Origin of the sequence: Shewanella sp. ALD9 (assembly GCF_002836315.1) — a bacterium.
In the GTDB taxonomy this organism is placed as follows: domain Bacteria; phylum Pseudomonadota; class Gammaproteobacteria; order Enterobacterales; family Shewanellaceae; genus Shewanella.
Genome location: NZ_PJCD01000003.1, coordinates 387,140 through 401,765 on the forward strand (window position 1 = coordinate 387,140; position 14,626 = coordinate 401,765).

Genomic DNA, 14,626 nt, shown 5'->3' on the forward strand with positions numbered 1-14,626 from the left:
TTGAGTCTGGTACGCATTAATAATGGCTCGTTAGCCTACGGTTACATTCCTTTGCTGCTAAATGCAGATTTTACCATTGAACCTGGTGAGCGCGTGTGTATTGTTGGGCGTAATGGCGCCGGTAAATCAAGTTTAATGAAAGTATTATCAGGTGATGTATTACTTGATGATGGTGAGTTTAATATTGCAAATGACGTTAACGTCAGTCGTTTACAGCAAGACCCTCCTAAAGCAGAAACCGGATCGGTTTACTCTTATATAGCAGCGGGTTTGAAAGAAATTGGTGAAGCGTTAGAACAGTATCATCAATTATCACACGATGTTGCAGATGCTAATCCTGAGCAGATGGACCGTATGCTGAATCAAATGCAACGTCTTCAGGAAGTGTTAGATCACAATGACGGCTGGCAATTAGATTCACGCATTATCCAAAACTGTCAGTTGTTAGGTCTAGATCCGGATAAGCCATTAAATGAATTGTCTGGTGGTTGGCAGCGTAAAGTGGCGTTAGCTCGTGCCCTTGTTGTTAATCCTGATTTATTACTGCTTGACGAACCTACCAACCATTTAGATATCGATACCATTGAATGGTTAGAGCAATTTTTATTAAGCTTTAAAGGCGCTATCGTATTTGTAAGCCATGACCGTGGTTTTATTCAAAGAATGGCAACGCGTATCGTCGATTTAGATCGTGGTGTAGTGGTCTCATTTCCAGGTAACTATCAAGTTTATTTAGATGGTAAGCAAGAATGGTTACGAGTTGAAGCTGAGAAAAACGCTCATTTTGATAAAAAACTTGCCGACGAAGAAACCTGGATCCGCCAAGGTGTTAAAGCGCGACGTACTCGAAATGAAGGTCGTGTTCGAGCGTTAAAAGCACTACGTACCGAACGTAGTGAACGCTTAAACCGTCAAGGTAACGCCAAAATGTCGGTATCTGATAACGAACGCTCTGGTAAGTTAGTATTTGATATTAAAAATGTTAACTATAATTTGCCTGATAAAAATTTAGTTAAAGATTTCAGTACTACTGTCATACGTGGTGACCGTATCGCGTTAATTGGCCCAAATGGTTGCGGTAAATCAACGCTAATCAAACTGTTAATTGAAAAGCTGCAGCCTCAATCTGGCGAAATTAAAGTCGGTACTAAGCTAGACGTTGCCTATTTTGACCAGTATCGTGAAGCGCTTGACCCAGAAAAAACAGTAGAAGAAAACGTTGGTGAGGGTAAAAGTACCGTCACAATTAATGGCCAAGATCGCCATATTCTTAGTTATCTACAAGATTTCTTATTCTCGCCAATGCGTGCTCGTACTCCGGTAAAAGCACTTTCTGGTGGCGAGAAGAACCGTTTGTTATTGGCGAGATTATTATTACGCCCTGCCAATTTAATTATTCTCGATGAACCAACAAACGATCTTGATATTGAGACGTTAGAATTGTTAGAGTCACTGCTTGCTGATTTTGCTGGTACATTACTTATCGTGAGCCACGATAGAGCATTTATCGACAATACCGTTACCAGCAGTTGGTGGTTTGCGGGCAATGGACAATGGGCTGAGTATGTTGGTGGTTACCAAGATGCTGTTGCTCAAGGTGCAAAGTTTTATTCTGAGGAACCTGTTGCAACTAATGTTGTCCAACCTACCGCAGTGGTTGAAACAAAGCCTGTCAGTATCCCTGAGAAAGCAGTCAAAAAACTGTCTTACAAATTGCAAAAAGAATTAGATACGCTTCCGAGCCAAATGGAACAGCTCGAGCAAGATATTGCCCAATTGCAGCAAACCATAGCGGGTGCTGATTTTTATAATCAACCGCAGGATTTGGTCAATAAAACACTGCAGTTGTTGGCAGAAAAAGAACAGAATTTAGAAGTTTGCTTCGAGCGATGGGAAGAGCTTGAGTCACTGAAGTAAAGCATAATAAAACAGGAATAGTTACATGAAGTTAAAGTTTGATAAAGCCTTATCCCTTGTTGCGATAGGTGTATTAAGTGTGATTGGAACAGTTCAAGCTGCGCCAGTATATGAAATTGTTAATATTGAAGATTTCGACCTAAATGGCACTATTGACGGTACACGTAATGGCTATGCCATGGCGGTGAACAGTCAAGATGAAGTTGTCGGTATTTCAAAAGGTAAAAAGAAACTTAGTACCGAAGACATTGAAGGCGGCATCATTGATGTTGAAGATGGTATTTCTGATGCAGAAGAGATTACCTATTCAGTATTAAAGCCAATAGAGGCAAATAACTTCACTGTCACTACCAGTGCAAATGCCGCTGAAGGCGCTTGGAAGCCTTCATTTTATAGCCTAGCAGGTACGACTAATCCTACTGATGTAGACAGTGATGGTGAACTGGTTGTTAATTCAATTGATACCTTCTTCTATGGTCTTAACAGTAATGGCACCAAAGTGGGTGCTTATACCGGTGAACAAAAGACCTTGGCTTATGAAGGTACAAGCACAACACAAGAGCTTTGGTATTATCGTGATTTTGAACTTCGTGCCATTGCAGTAAAAGATGATGTTGAATTTTCATTGCTACCTCCTTACACAACCTATGTTCGTGAACAAGATGCTGACACTAGTGCAGCTACCGTTGAGTTAGGTGGTTCGTCTGTTGCAGCCGATGTAAATGAAAATAATCTTGTTGTTGGTTATGGAAGTACCGCATTGGCTTCATCAAGTGTTGACCGTGTAGATAGCTGTATTACAAGCGCAGAAGACACTGATGCAGATAATCCTACGCCGCTCGCTATTTGTGTTCAAGATTCTCAGTATCCAGACACTAACAGCCGTCGTTATATTATTTATCAAACACGCGCTTTAGTATGGGATTTAAATAACATAGACGATGCCGGTGTACCTGAGCGTACTGAATTACCGTTAGGCTTAACCCCTGCAACGGATTCAACGCTAATTTACACCGCCCAAGCATTAGGTGTTAACAGCGATGATGATGTGGCTGGCCGCTCACATGTTTATCGTAATGGCGACACCGATAAATTATATTTTGATGCTGCTTACTGGAAAAAGAATGCCAATGGTGAATATCAATATAATTGGGTAGATATGGAGAATGAAGTCACCAGTTCTATCGCATATGATATTAATGATAATGGTATTTTAGTCGGCAGTTATCGTAAATATATTGGTGGCTATTTGCGTGATAAATTCTTCACATTAGACACTAATAATCCTGAACAAGGAATTGTTACGCCGAATGACTTCCAAACCACATTGTCAGATTTAAGTAGCAAACCTAAAGATATCAACAATAAAGGACAAGTTGTCGGTTATGTTGAATCAACTTACGACAAAGAAAAGCCTCGTCCAAAAGTGGGTTTCTTATTTGAAAATAGTACTAGCGAATTTTCTAATTTAAACGATCTCCTTACCTGTGGTTCTAAAGGCTATGTACAGAATACTGATGGAGAGTGGGCTCGTCATCAAGTGAGTATTCAAGATGGTACTGGTGAAATATTAACTTATAACACCGATATTCAAGTTGTAGAAGCCAATAGCATCAATGAAGACGGCACTATTGTAGGGACTGCGTTTATTCGTAAGCCACAATATCAAACCGATGCAACTACTGGTAATGTGCTTGTCGGTGAAAATAATCTACCGCTATTTGAATTAGATGGGAACGGTGCTCCAGTAACAGCATATTTGCCGCGAATGGTTATTTTGAAACCAACCTCTGGTGAAGCATGTACGACTTCAGACACAGTTGAAGAAGTGGCTTATGTACGTCAAGGTGCAGCCAGTTTTGCTTGGTTATTCACTCTGCCATTATTATGGTTGCGTCGCAGAGTAAAAAAATAGGCTTAACTGTCATCATAGACTCAGTGTAGTCACCGTCATCTAGCACCTCAAACAGGGGGTAGTCTAGAACCATAAAAAAATCGAGGAAATATTCCTCGATTTTTTTTAACCTAATTCTCAATACCTTAATAAAAGATCATTAAAATGATGGTTTTTTTGGTTGATTTTGGTTAAAAAACGATCTATTTCTATATGCAAGGCTTCAGCTTTATCATGTCAAACAAAAGCCTGTTACTGAAGAGGACTCATGCATGAAAAGACAGAAAAGAGATCGTTTAGACAGAGCATTTTCAAAAGGATTTCAAGCCGGAGTAGGAGGGCGTTCTAAGGAGGTTTGTCCCCATTCGAATCTGGATTCACGGTCTCAATGGTTAGGCGGATGGCGTGAAGGTATTGACGGTCGTCTTAATGGCCTATTTAACAAGTAGTACTTAATAAGTAACACTTAATAAAATGCCCTCACGAAGTATATCGGAGGGCATTAAGCTACATTTTCAACGTATTTCGAAGTAAAGTGGCGTTAACTAGAAAGTTGATGTATCACTAAAAATACCTACTTTTAAATCAGTTGCTGAGTAGATTTGACGACCATCAACTTCCATCGTGGCATCAGCTATACCCATAACCAATTTTCGGTGAATTTTGCGTTTAATATTAAGCTTGTAAGTCACTTTCTTTGCATCAGGTAATACTTGGCCGGTAAATTTCACTTCACCCACGCCTAATGCTCGACCTTTACCTTCAGCGCCTTCCCAGCCTAGGAAGAAACCAACAAGTTGCCACATAGCATCCAAACCTAAACAACCAGGCATTACTGGGTCACTGATAAAGTGGCAATCAAAAAACCATAGATCGGGTGTGATATCGAGTTCGGCAATTATTTCACCTTTACCAAATGCACCACCATCTTCATTTATGGTAATGATACGGTCAATCATCAACATATTGTCGACAGGTAAGCGCGGTCTATTTGGGCCTAAAAGATTGCCATGACCACATGCGACAAGTTGCTCTTTATTGAAACTATTAGCTTTTTCCATTTAAATCGATACCACTTAATTGACTGATAATACTAACAAGATAGCGAACACGTGTAAGCTAAACAACTCCGATCACTAAATAATGTGCAATCTAGCTAACAATTTAGCAAAAAAGTTCAGTTCCACGTCATCATCATCTTGTCCGGCTAATTTATCTAAACGTTGTTGTACTAATCCGTAAAGCGTGTCTGGTGCAAAGTCGTTATCTTCATTCGCGACTCCAGCAGGCATTTGCATCAGCAGTTCAACTGCTTGATCCATATGCTCAATTGCATGGATATGAAATAATCCTTTATCAATGGCTTCAATCACAGTAGGTTCAAGATTTAGCTGTAATACATTGGCCTTAGGCATAATAACACCTTGTTCACCCGTTAAACCGCGGCGTTGACATAAATTAAAGAAACCTTCAATTTTCTCATTCACACCACCAATCGCTTGTACATTGCCAAACTGATCTAATGCGCCTGTAACCGCTAAACTTTGGATAATCGGTTGTTCAGCTATCGCAGACATTAAACAGCAATACTCGGCGAGTGAAGCGCTATCACCATCAATTTCTTGGTAAGACTGTTCAAATACAATATTTGCATTCAAATGAAGAGGCGCGTCACGACCAAAAATACGGTACAAGCAAGCAGATAGGATCATCATGCCTTTTGCATGAATATTGCCACCCAACTCTGATTTTCGTTCAATATCTGCCACTTCGCCATCACCATAATGCACTGATGAGGTAATACGGGCAGGCTCACCATAGGTATAATCGCCTGTATCAATAACCGTAAGGGCATTAATCTGACCTACCATAGCGCCTTTAGTTGGCAGGTTTATAAAATTATCATCAAAACTTTGAGCCGAATATATTTCAGAGCTATTGTGACGGAATTTTAATTTTTCCAGTGCTTTAGCTATAGCTGCAGCATTCAATGTAGCTTGACCTGAATATACTTTTGCTTGACCTAATAGTTGCCTAAACTCCAACATACTTAAACTTAAGCGTTGTTGATGTTCAACCAAACGAGAGCTATACCAAAATAACGGTAACAAACTTGATGGTTCTAATTCAACAGATTCTGCTTGGGCAAGCACGTTCAACCATTGCACATAAGACGATTCAGGATGCTGTGTTAGATCAACTTCATTACTCATTTCAGCCAGCAATGGAAAATGGCGATTAAAATTTCGGTCTTCAACTCTAAGCTGGCTATACGATAAACCAGAGCCCACAAGTACAATTTTACAATTCAGTGGAATAGGAGTTAACTCATTATTAATACGATAAAAGCCATCGTGGATAATTTGCATCAACAAATCCCACAAACTCTCGCGCTGCCATAATGATGCTAAGCAAATAAACACGAAATGATTTTTGGCTAGTGCACCAGGTTTATAAACACTGGATTTATCCGTTTTAAGCATTCTACCGAGCAAATCAGCACGGCGAATAGTCCCTTGTAAATAGCAAGACAATGATTCTTGTTTAGCGATAATGCCGACATGTTCAGGAGGGAGGGTTTGTTGCCACTTAAACTGAATATCTGCATCTTCTTGCTGTTTTTTAGTCGCAACAAGGTAATGATTTGAAGGCGTGTTAGCTTGAGTTACCAACGCATCAATAAATAGTGATCTATCTACCCCTAAAAAATCAGCAAGAAATAAATGTTGCGAATTTGTTTTGCTCATTAATTTGAATGTTTCAACCACTCGTTCTTGACCAAGCAGTATATGACTTGGAAAAGAAACTGAAGTCGATGCATCAGGTAAATGATATTGAGGAGCGAGTTTGGCACTAGGCAGTAGCGTTGAATTCATATAGTGGTAATTTAGCTGCGACAACGAAAAATAATGAGATGATATTAGCATAAAGCACCACAAAAGCCTTAGCAGATTCAACTCTTCTAGCTTACCTGGTGTTGTTGAAGTGATTCAAGTCCATAAAAGAGTCGCCAACGAGTTTTGTGTTGATTAAAAAAGTCTCGATGATGACAAAAATATGAGCATGCTGATTAAATGCTATGCACTCAGGTGTTTTTTTTAACTTTATGGTTTACAAGCAAACGAGTTACTTATATTATTCAGCCCGTTCGGAGGGATGGCAGAGTGGTCGAATGCACCGGTCTTGAAAACCGGCAACGGTTTATCCCGTTCTAGGGTTCAAATCCCTATCCCTCCGCCACATTCAATAAAAAGGCCCGCTATTTATAGCGGGCCTTTTTATTTGGTGAAAGATAGGGCTCTGAACCCCGGGTTCCTCTTTATTAAAAGCAAGCTATCCCTCTTCTAGATTCAAGACTAAATGCCAATCCGACAAATATAAGGCTTATTTATTGGGGCTAAAGATAGGACTCTGAACCCCGGGTTCCTGTTTGTTAAAAGTAAGCTATCCATCCTCAATAACAGTTTTGAGTTTTATCTGCATTAACTGAATACTGTGAGCATTGATACCGAAAACGGCGACAAGGCACCACAAATTGCCAGCGCAGGCTGTGCGTTTAAGTATCCCCTCCAAAAAACACAACACATCCTCATATTTGATTGCTATCAAGTTTCTCAGCTGTGCTGAATTCCGTAGGTGACCGATAGGTTACTAATTCAAAAATAGTTTTTTGATGTTTCGATTGAAGTTGATGAATTGAGTACATCGAGCAGAGCTGTCGCCAAAGCAATGGAAATGAGCTATGTTACTTGTTCAGAGGATGGGTGGCACAGTTTTTTTCTACCGTTTAGGTCTTGGATATAGTGTAAAAAATTGAAGCTCTAATCTCATTTTGTTTTTCGTTTTATTAATATTTTTTTCGCTCATTAACTAAGTGATTTGCTTTGATACTTAATCAAGCTTACCTTATATTAAAGAATATCTGTTCGTTAAAACTGTTTTAGTATTGAAGTTAAAAAACAGTAATAAGTAGACTTTTGTGATTGATTAAAAGGCAAAAAGTTCTTATTTACAAAAGCTGATTAATCCATAACTTTTTATCCCAAACAGTATAAAGGCCATGCACAAGAATACGATAAGCCAAGAGGTTAATGAGTTAGTTTTAGATGCGACTAATGTTGGCGTCTGGGATTGGCGTGTTGAAAATGATGGTCTTGTTTGTAATGAACGTTGGGCTGAGATTATAGGGTATACCTTATCGGAGTTAATGCCTGTTGATTACCAAACTTGGCTAGATGTATTGCACCCAGATGATTTGCCTAGGGCAATTAAAAATTATGATTACCATTGTCAAGGCCAAAGCGAACTTTGTGAGTTAGAAGTTCGTATGAAACACAAAAGCGGTCATTATGTTTGGGTATTGTCTACAGGCAAAGCTATTGCATGGGATGTTGAAGGCAAGCCGACACGAATGATTGGCATGCACCAAGAAATAACCTTTCGTAAGCGGCAGGAAGAACTACTTGCAACCACAACCGAGTTATTGAGAGAATCTCAAGAGATAGGCAAGCTAGGTGGCTGGCAACTCAACTTGCATAACGGTGACTTGATTTGGACAGATGAAACTTACAGAATTTATGAAACAACTCCGCAAGAATATATTCCTACCGTTGAAATGGGGGTAAGTTATTTATTACCCGATTCCAAAAAATTATTCCAAGAAGCGCTTGATGCTGCGATTCAACTTGGCGAAGAGTACGACTTAGAGCTTGAAACTTATACCACCAAAGGACGAAAGATTGACGTTAGAACGACTTGTCATATCACGTATGTCGATGGTGTTGCTGAAAAATTAAGTGGTATATTTCAAGACATTACCGACGAGAAAAATAATCAACGGAAACTTGAAAAAAGTAATCAGGTATTAAAAGAAGTAAATGAGAAGTTAAAGTTTGCAGCCAACTATGATCCACTAACACATTTGCCAAACAGAAATTTGTTAGCTGATCGAATGCAGCAAGCGCTTATCAAAGCGCAGCGTAATAGCAAACAAATAGCTATAGCCTTCCTAGACTTGGATGGCTTTAAAGAGGTAAATGATGCTTACGGTCATGATATAGGAGATGAGTTTCTTTGCCTTGTTGCAAATAGGTTTAAAACTGCAATACGAGAGGATGATACTCTTGCCAGGTTTGGTGGCGATGAGTTTGTTTTGATTCTTGATGATTTAGACTGTCATCATCAAGCAACAGAAATATTACAGCGAATACTTTCTTCAATTACAGAAATATTTATTATTGAAAATAAGCGCCTTTCTATAACGGTGAGTATTGGCGTGACATTTTTCCCACAGGATAATAGTTACCCAGACATACTTATTCGTCATGCTGATCAGGCTATGTATAGGGCTAAAGAGCAGGGAAAGAATTGCATTCATGAATTTGACTTTGAAAATGATGTAGCGATAAAACTCCAGTATCGAGAGTTAGAATACATAAGCAATGGATTTAATAACAATGAGTTTTTGTTATTCTACCAACCAAAAATTAATATGGAAACTAATGATATTATAGGTTTAGAGGCCCTTATTCGTTGGCAACATCCGACAGAAGGTCTTTTGTCACCCTTTCGCTTTTTGCCCTACATTGAAGAAGAGCCTCTAGCAATTGAGTTAGGTAAATGGGTAATTGACCAGGCAATAAAGCAGCATAATGAATGGCGACGCTTAGGAATAGTTATACCTATCAGTGTCAATGTCAGTCCATTACAACTTCAGCATGAAGATTTCATTAAACAATTAAATGAAATCTTATTTCTCAACACGAGTTTTCAAGCGGGTCAGCTTGAATTTGAAATTTTAGAATCCAGTATTATTAAAGATACTCAGCACATCGCTGAGGTTATTAGTCAATGTAAACAGTTAGGGATACGTTTTTCGTTAGATGATTTTGGTACGGGGTTTTCATCTTTAAGCTATTTGAGAAAGTTAAAGACTGATGTTATAAAAATAGATCAATCTTTTGTCATTGACATGTTAGATGATATGGATGATCAAGCCATTGTAAAAAGTGTCATTGAATTATCGAAGACCTTCGGTCGTTCTGTGATAGCAGAGGGGGTTGAAACCCAAGAGCATGGTCGGCAATTACTCAAAATGGGATGTCAATTAGCACAAGGTTTCGGTATAGCAAGGCCAATGCCAGCAAGCTCAATCCCTGAGTGGATTAATTTATGGAATACGTCTCCTCCTTGGATTTGTAAATGAGGGTTATGAGTTAGTCTTTAGTGTGTGTTGATCTTTGTGTGAAAATCATATGAAAGCTATTTTTCAACAACTGTAACCGTCATCTGCGCTTATAAAGTAGTAGGTTATCGATCTCATGTGTTCACCTAAAGTCATGTACGAGATAATAATATCACCTCTATTTAGGTGGCCAAAATAACTATGCCACTTGTATCTCTACACTAACGCAAGTGGGTATTATTAAGGTCTCGATATAAGGCTTTTATCGCATCTCTTAACCATTTTATTTTTGGATTTTGATTGTTTCGTTTATGCCAAATCATGGTGAAGGGAATCATCAATTTATCTTGTAATGCTTTATCTACCGGAATAGGTAAACACACTAAATCTGTGTGTATATTACGACAGTAGTGCTGACAATATTGTGGTGCAGTGGTAATCATGTTGTGACCAGACTGAGCTGTCATAAACAAAGATTGTTCGAACGTGGCCATGGTTAATTCAATATTACGGCTTAAGCCCATTTCTATTAACACTTCATCTAATGCCCAGGTGTCTGACTTTTCCCATGTGATGTTAATTTGTGGGTATTTTACAAAAGTATCAATATTCCAATCTTCTTTTAAGGCTGGGTGATCTTTATGTAAATACACTAAGGGGAGGTCGGTAAATAATACTTCGTAATTGATAAAGTAGGGTAAAAGTTTAATCGATTCTTTTGATCTTGGGTGGCTCTCTCGGCCTGTAAAACCAATGTCGACTTCTCCTCGAATGATCGCCTCAATTGAGTCATAGTCCCAGTTATGAACTTTGACTTTAGCATCTGGATACTGCTGAAAAATTTGCTGTGTAAGTTGATTAAACATCGTCAGTAGTAATGGCGATTCCATCGCAAGATTAAAGCGCACACCATTAGGGATCTCATCGCCGCGTTTTGCGAGTATTTGACTGCTGACTTGTAACCAGTCAGCAAGCTCTTGTTCCATACTGATGGCGAGTGACGTTGGGCTAAATCCATGAGGTGTTTTTATAAACAAAGGGTCGTCAAACCATTCTCGTAACTTGCTGAGAGATTTGCTCACCGTTGACGGCGTCACGTTCAGTTTTTTTGCTGTTTTAGTGACGCTTAATTCTTGTAATAACAATTGCAGAGTGATCAGCAAGTTTAGATCAAGGCGTGCTAATGATTTCTTCATTGGAAATACTCGGCAGTGGTGAGGGAATGAATACTATTAAAACAGCGCTGATAACGCCACCCATTAACAATATTAATATCAGCATATTCAATGCACTTATACCAAGCAAGCCTAATAGCCAAATATACAAAGCTGAACTGCAAATTTGAGCCACTCCGAGCATAGAACTGGCGACACCCGCTCGATAACGATAGGGGCTAAGCGCTTGGCTCATTACCACACCAAACCCAATTGAAAATCCTGCACAGATAAGACTAAGACCAAATAGACTGATAAATTGGCTATCGGCACTGAGTTGAGTCTGCCCGAGGATGATTGCGGCAGACACAAATAATAATTGAGATACCAGCATCAAGCTACGTTGCTTGATATATGACAACGCCAATGGCATAGCAAATGAGGTGAGCATACTAACAAGTGCCGTTAATGCCATCGCAATTGAATACTCGCCGCGACTAAAGCCCATGATATTCATGATCAACATTGGCGATACATTTACAAACGTAAGAATTGCTGTAACGGCAATGGCACTAATGAGTAGTCGGCTTAAAAAGAATCGTTGGTAAAAGGATTCTGTCGCAGTTGTGGGTTGAGTTGTTGATTGAGTGAAGGGGTGGGCTGTCGATGGATCAGTTGTTTCGACTGTTGTTACATTAGCTCGTGATGATTGGCGTGTAGTATTGGTTTCTTTTAAAACAAATACTGACATTAAACACACCACTCCACCCATGGCTGCCATAGTAATAAACAGACTTGGCCATGGAAGGCTAAGCATGATCAAATGACCAATCACCGGGGCGATAACGGGCATGATGCAGGTAATTCCATTGACCATAGATAATATTTTTGCTCTGCGTTTATCGTCCAGCTTGTCACGTAAAATAGCAAACGCGACCACGTAACAACTGCCAGCGCCAATACCTTGAATAAAGCGGACGATTAAAAAAGATTGGCTGTTTTCTACTGTACTGGCCATGAACGAAGCTAATGTAAAAATAATAGCGCCAGTAATTGCTATGGGTCGTCTGCCGATAACGTCTGATAATTTACCGGCAAATACCATCGTTGTGGCCATACCCGCTAAATACACAGAAAAAGCGATATGGAGTTGTGACTCACTTGCACCTAAGTCTTTGGCGATTTGTGGTAAACCAACTAAATAAAGGTCAATTGCAGTGGGATAAAGCAGAACCAGCGCGAAGCTACACAGTATAAATCTAGTCATAAAACCCTCACTTAATGTTGCAAGGATAATAGATTGAAAGGTTTGTAGGTACGAGTTGCCATTTTGACAACAGGTATTTCTATTTACGACATCTTGTTGATTGATTTGAATCTGATGACTTTAAATACATTGATCGAAAAGCTTTAATAAAAAGTGAGCTACGGAGCATCGCTAAGCGTATTGAGTTTGCTGATTTTAGAGCTTTATTCAATCGAGCTCGCGGTTTTTATACGCTCACTCTTTAGATTAGGCCGTAAAAAAGGTTTGCTGAAATTATTGAAACGATGCTCCGGTCTTTATTCATCATGGAGTCCGAAAACTGTTGAGCATCAACTATACCATTAATGATAGAAGTTGATTTTTAGTTATCACCTTAAAAATCAAAGTGTCAATTGTCAATTGTCAATTGTCAATTGTCGATAGCCGTTGTCTTTAGTGCTTGTTATTCATGTTTTTAATTTTACTGACTCAATTTTACGCTTCAAATTTTACCGAAAAGTACCAATACACTTAATTACACAAAAGGTCTTAATAATGAGAATAATAAGCCGTCTTTACTTTGGCTTTGCAAGTTTACTGGTCATTATGGTTGGTATAACCTTGTTTGGTTTACTCAAAATAAGTATCGCAGACAATAATTTAACCAAATTGTCAGAGCAGACAGCAGTTGAACAGCGCCAAGCGATTAATTTTAGAGGCAGTGTGCATGATCGAGCCATTTCAATTCGAGATGCCGTATTAGTCAATAATGCTTCACTGTCACAACAGCATCAAAATGACATTAATCGTCTTAAACAGTTTTATCTCACAGCTGCAAAAACACTTAATACTATGTATGCCAACGTGCAGCACAGCAATGAAGAGTTAAGCTTACTGCAAGCGATTAAAGACATTGAAGTGACCACGCTAGCGGCTACTGAAACCTTGTTACAGATGGTTAATTCGAGCCGTAATGATGCTGCGACAGAGCACCTATTAGTGGTAGTTTCACCTTTATATAGCGAATGGCTAAAAAGAATTAATAAGTTAATTGATTATCAAGAAGCGCAGATTCAACAACAAGTTTCAGCAGCGCGTGAGCAAACAACCAGTTTTCAGTCGGTGATGCTCGTTGTAACCGCCATTGCACTATTTATTGGGTGTATGGTGGCGTTAACTTCTGTAAAGCGCTTAAAAAATATTATTGGCGGCGAGCCGGAATATGCTGCCAATGTGATTCAACAAATCGCTTCAGGTGATCTCACGGTAAAATTAACCGTTAATTCTTCTCAGAGTATATTAAGTGCAGTGCAGGATTTAACCATTAACCTGACCGACATAACCCAAAATTCCATGTTGGCCGCAAATAAGTTACTTGCGGCGTCTAAAGATTTATACCAAACGGCAAAGCAAAACGAACACCTCATCAATAATCAAAAATTAGCGACCGATAATGGTGCTGCAGCGATCACCCAGATGTCGAGTACCGTTTCAGAAGTGGCAAACCATACCAGCGAAGCTGCGCTACTATCACAAACGGCCACAAATGAGTTTAATGCTGGTCAGATTGAAGTGACTAAAACACAGACTGATATTGATGCGTTAGCCGTTAAAGTAAGTGAAGCGGCACAGATCATTGATTTACTATCACAAGACAGTAAAGAAATTGGATCTGTGTTAGATGTGATTCAAGGTATTGCTGAACAAACTAATTTGTTGGCGTTAAATGCGGCCATTGAAGCTGCACGTGCAGGTGAACAAGGCCGAGGTTTTGCCGTTGTTGCTGATGAAGTGCGTAATCTTGCTCAGCGTACACAAGAATCAACAAGACAAATCCAAGCTGTAATTGAAAGCATGCGCGCCAGTTCTGTTAAAGCAGTGACTGTTATGAACGAAGGTCAAGAGCAAGCCAATAGTAGTGTTCAGCAAGCTAAAAACGCTGGAGAATCATTACAGGCTATCAATATATCGGTAATTAAAATAAGCGATATGAATATCCAAATTGCCACAGCCGCAGAGCAGCAGTCTGTGGTTGCTGCGGATATAAATCAAAACTTTATTCAAATTACTCATTCAGCATTATTGGCTCAGCAAGAAGCCGGTAAAATTACCGCGGCCAGTTATCAACTTGAAGAGCTTGCTAAAAGCTTAGAGTTAAATGTAAAGCAGTTTAAGACCGAAATATAGTTATTCGTTCTGTGAAAGGGTTACAGATTAACGCTGACAAATCA

The 14,626-nt window shown here is 39.3% G+C and carries 9 protein-coding genes and 1 tRNA gene; 6 read left to right on the forward strand and 4 right to left on the reverse strand.

Going from position 1 to position 14,626, the window contains the following annotated elements; genetic code table 11:
- The 3 genes from CXF88_RS09390 to rmf all read left to right on the forward strand — a co-directional run bounded on the left by CXF88_RS09390 (position 1) and on the right by rmf (position 4,260).
- Positions 1 to 1,917 (forward strand): ABC transporter ATP-binding protein, encoded by a 1,917-nt coding sequence (locus CXF88_RS09390; RefSeq protein WP_101086605.1) that lies wholly within the window; start codon positions 1 to 3, stop codon positions 1,915 to 1,917.
- A gap of 25 nt (positions 1,918 to 1,942) precedes the next feature.
- On the forward strand, positions 1,943 to 3,832 hold the full coding sequence (locus CXF88_RS09395; RefSeq protein WP_101086606.1) for a DUF3466 family protein: 1,890 nt from the start codon (positions 1,943 to 1,945) through the stop codon (positions 3,830 to 3,832).
- A gap of 251 nt (positions 3,833 to 4,083) precedes the next feature.
- The gene (gene rmf / locus CXF88_RS09400; RefSeq protein ID WP_011638106.1) at positions 4,084 to 4,260 is read left to right on the forward strand and encodes a ribosome modulation factor; all 177 of its coding nucleotides are present in this window, start codon (positions 4,084 to 4,086) and stop codon (positions 4,258 to 4,260) included.
- Between the two features lie 96 nt (positions 4,261 to 4,356).
- Here rmf and fabA read toward each other — a convergent pair whose 3' ends face one another.
- Both fabA and CXF88_RS09410 read right to left on the reverse strand, forming a co-directional pair.
- Positions 4,357 to 4,872, reverse strand: coding sequence for a bifunctional 3-hydroxydecanoyl-ACP dehydratase/trans-2-decenoyl-ACP isomerase (gene fabA, locus CXF88_RS09405; RefSeq protein WP_101086607.1), 516 nt, complete (start codon positions 4,870 to 4,872; stop codon positions 4,357 to 4,359).
- Between the two features lie 75 nt (positions 4,873 to 4,947).
- Positions 4,948 to 6,687: an AAA family ATPase gene (locus tag CXF88_RS09410; protein WP_197708444.1), complete on the reverse strand. Its 1,740-nt coding sequence runs from the start codon at positions 6,685 to 6,687 to the stop codon at positions 4,948 to 4,950.
- 274 nt (positions 6,688 to 6,961) lie between these two features.
- Here CXF88_RS09410 and CXF88_RS09415 point away from each other — a divergent pair.
- Positions 6,962 to 7,051 (forward strand) — tRNA-Ser (locus CXF88_RS09415).
- A gap of 820 nt (positions 7,052 to 7,871) precedes the next feature.
- Positions 7,872 to 10,016 carry a GGDEF and EAL domain-containing protein gene (locus tag CXF88_RS09420; RefSeq protein WP_101086609.1) on the forward strand — a complete coding sequence of 715 codons (2,145 nt, stop codon included), beginning with the start codon at positions 7,872 to 7,874 and terminating at the stop codon, positions 10,014 to 10,016.
- Positions 10,017 to 10,216: 200 nt separating this feature from the next.
- Here CXF88_RS09420 and yidZ read toward each other — a convergent pair whose 3' ends face one another.
- Positions 10,217 to 11,191 carry an HTH-type transcriptional regulator YidZ gene (gene yidZ / locus CXF88_RS09425; RefSeq protein ID WP_101086610.1) on the reverse strand — a complete coding sequence of 325 codons (975 nt, stop codon included), beginning with the start codon at positions 11,189 to 11,191 and terminating at the stop codon, positions 10,217 to 10,219.
- Entirely contained in the window at positions 11,166 to 12,416 is a 1,251-nt protein-coding gene (locus CXF88_RS09430) for an MFS transporter (protein WP_101086611.1), read from the reverse strand. Before CXF88_RS09430 ends, yidZ begins: the two co-directional genes overlap by 26 nt.
- Before the next feature lie 534 nt (positions 12,417 to 12,950).
- Between CXF88_RS09430 and CXF88_RS09435 the strand changes: the two genes are divergently transcribed.
- Positions 12,951 to 14,582, forward strand: coding sequence for a methyl-accepting chemotaxis protein (locus tag CXF88_RS09435; protein ID WP_101086612.1), 1,632 nt, complete (start codon positions 12,951 to 12,953; stop codon positions 14,580 to 14,582).
- Positions 14,583 to 14,626 lie beyond the last annotated feature (44 nt).

What these genes read in the sequence shown, in the direction of transcription:
- fabA (WP_101086607.1), bottom strand. Translation starts at nt 4,872, where the DNA reads ATGGAAAAAGCTAATAGTTTCAATAAAGAGCAACTTGTCGCATGTGGT.
- rmf (WP_011638106.1), top strand. Translation starts at nt 4,084, where the DNA reads ATGAAAAGACAGAAAAGAGATCGTTTAGACAGAGCATTTTCAAAAGGA.
- CXF88_RS09395 (WP_101086606.1), top strand. Translation starts at nt 1,943, where the DNA reads ATGAAGTTAAAGTTTGATAAAGCCTTATCCCTTGTTGCGATAGGTGTA.
- CXF88_RS09430 (WP_101086611.1), bottom strand. Translation starts at nt 12,416, where the DNA reads ATGACTAGATTTATACTGTGTAGCTTCGCGCTGGTTCTGCTTTATCCC.
- CXF88_RS09435 (WP_101086612.1), top strand. Translation starts at nt 12,951, where the DNA reads ATGAGAATAATAAGCCGTCTTTACTTTGGCTTTGCAAGTTTACTGGTC.
- CXF88_RS09420 (WP_101086609.1), top strand. Translation starts at nt 7,872, where the DNA reads ATGCACAAGAATACGATAAGCCAAGAGGTTAATGAGTTAGTTTTAGAT.
- CXF88_RS09410 (WP_197708444.1), bottom strand. Translation starts at nt 6,687, where the DNA reads ATGAATTCAACGCTACTGCCTAGTGCCAAACTCGCTCCTCAATATCAT.
- yidZ (WP_101086610.1), bottom strand. Translation starts at nt 11,191, where the DNA reads ATGAAGAAATCATTAGCACGCCTTGATCTAAACTTGCTGATCACTCTG.